Here is a 1,425-nt window from a genome sequence, read left to right as displayed (position 1 = left end):
CCTAGTACTCCAGCCGTAGATCGTGATCTTCATGCCCGTGTGGCTTGTCGCCGATAGTGGCTGGCCTGGGATCGGGCCTGGTGACGGCGCCGCCAGTTCGACCAACCGAGCCGGTGGGATGTGTCGTGGACGGGGCGGACGACGACAGTGATGAACAGGCGCTGGATCTCGTTGCCGGTAAGCGGAATGAGGGCATCGGGTGCGGGGCGGGTGTGCTCGTCTGCCCGTACGACGGCGAGGAAGGCGTGCGCGAGCATGGCGAGGGTGACCCAGCGGGACCAGGAGATATAGCGGCGGACCTGGTGCTCGTCGAGTGCGGCCAGGCCCTTGCCCGACTGGAAGAACTCCTCCACCCGCCATCTTGATCCAGCGACTCTGACCAGCACGGTCAGCGGCACGGACGCGGGCGAGTAGCAGCGGTAGTAGGCGAGTTCGCCGGTGCTGCGGTTACGGCGGATCAGCAGCTGCCGACTCCCGGGGCGGGGATCGGCGAGGTCGATGACTGCCCAGTCGTAGAAGCGGTGGCCCTTGGCCCCGGCCCCTGCGGAGAGCTTCTGCCAGGCCCGCTTGGGCACCTTCTTGGCCAGGATGTCCGCACGGAACTTCCCCGCACCGGTGGTGACTTCGTGCGAGCAGGCCACCGCAAGGACGTAGCCGGTGCCGCGTTCCTCCAGTGCGGTTCGCAGCTTCGGGTTGCCCCCGTAGACCTCGTCGCCGGCAACCCAGGCAGCCTGATGGCCGGCGTCCAGGAACCGGGCGACCATACGCGCGGCAAGCTCCGGCTTGGTAGCGAAGGCGGTGTCCTCGGCAAGGCCCGCGGCGCGGCAGCGGTCGGGGTCCAAGGTCCAGGAGCGCGGCACGTAAAGTTCCCGGTCCACTGCCGCGTGGCCGCGCTGACCTGCGTAGACCAGATAGACGGCGACTTGGGAGTTCTCGATCCGGCCGGCGGTGCCGGTGTACTGGCGCTGGACGCCGACCGTGCCGGTGCCCTTCTTCACGTCGCCGGTCTCGTCGACGACCAGCACCGCCCGGTCGTCGTGCAGGTGCTCCACCACGTAGCCGCACACGTCGTCGCGGACCTGATCGGCATCCCACTTGGCCCTGCCCAACAGGTGCTGCATGCCGTCCGGAGTGCTTTCGCCGGCCCACTCGGCGATGGTCCAGCAGTTCTTGCGCGGCAGGTCGGCCAATAGACCGAGCACCAACCGCGCCGCCCTGCGCCGGGGTTCGACCCGGGCGAAGCGCCCCGCGATCCGGCCCATCAAGCCCTCGAACGCGCCCCGCCAACGAACGGGTTCTATGCTGTGACCTGCGGCCACCGTCTCTTCGTCAGTCCACACAACTCACGATGATCAACGGTGGCCGCACCCATGCCCACACCGGCCCTACCAGCAAGATCACGATCTACGGCTGGAGTACTAGCCA

General features: G+C 68.1%; 1 protein-coding gene. It reads right to left on the bottom strand.

Going from position 1 to position 1,425, the window contains the following annotated elements; genetic code table 11:
- Positions 1 to 29: 29 nt before the first annotated feature.
- Positions 30 to 1,262, bottom strand: a complete 1,233-nt coding sequence (locus tag ACZ3IC_RS34180; RefSeq protein ID WP_467422626.1) for an IS701 family transposase — start codon at positions 1,260 to 1,262, stop codon at positions 30 to 32.
- Positions 1,263 to 1,425: the final 163 nt, after the last annotated feature.

Source organism: Streptomyces sp. NPDC002958 (assembly GCF_055563255.1).
This window is presented reverse-complemented; position numbering and strand designations above follow the sequence as displayed.

What these genes read in the sequence shown, in the direction of transcription:
- ACZ3IC_RS34180 (WP_467422626.1), bottom strand. Translation starts at nt 1,262, where the DNA reads ATGGGCCGGATCGCGGGGCGCTTCGCCCGGGTCGAACCCCGGCGCAGG.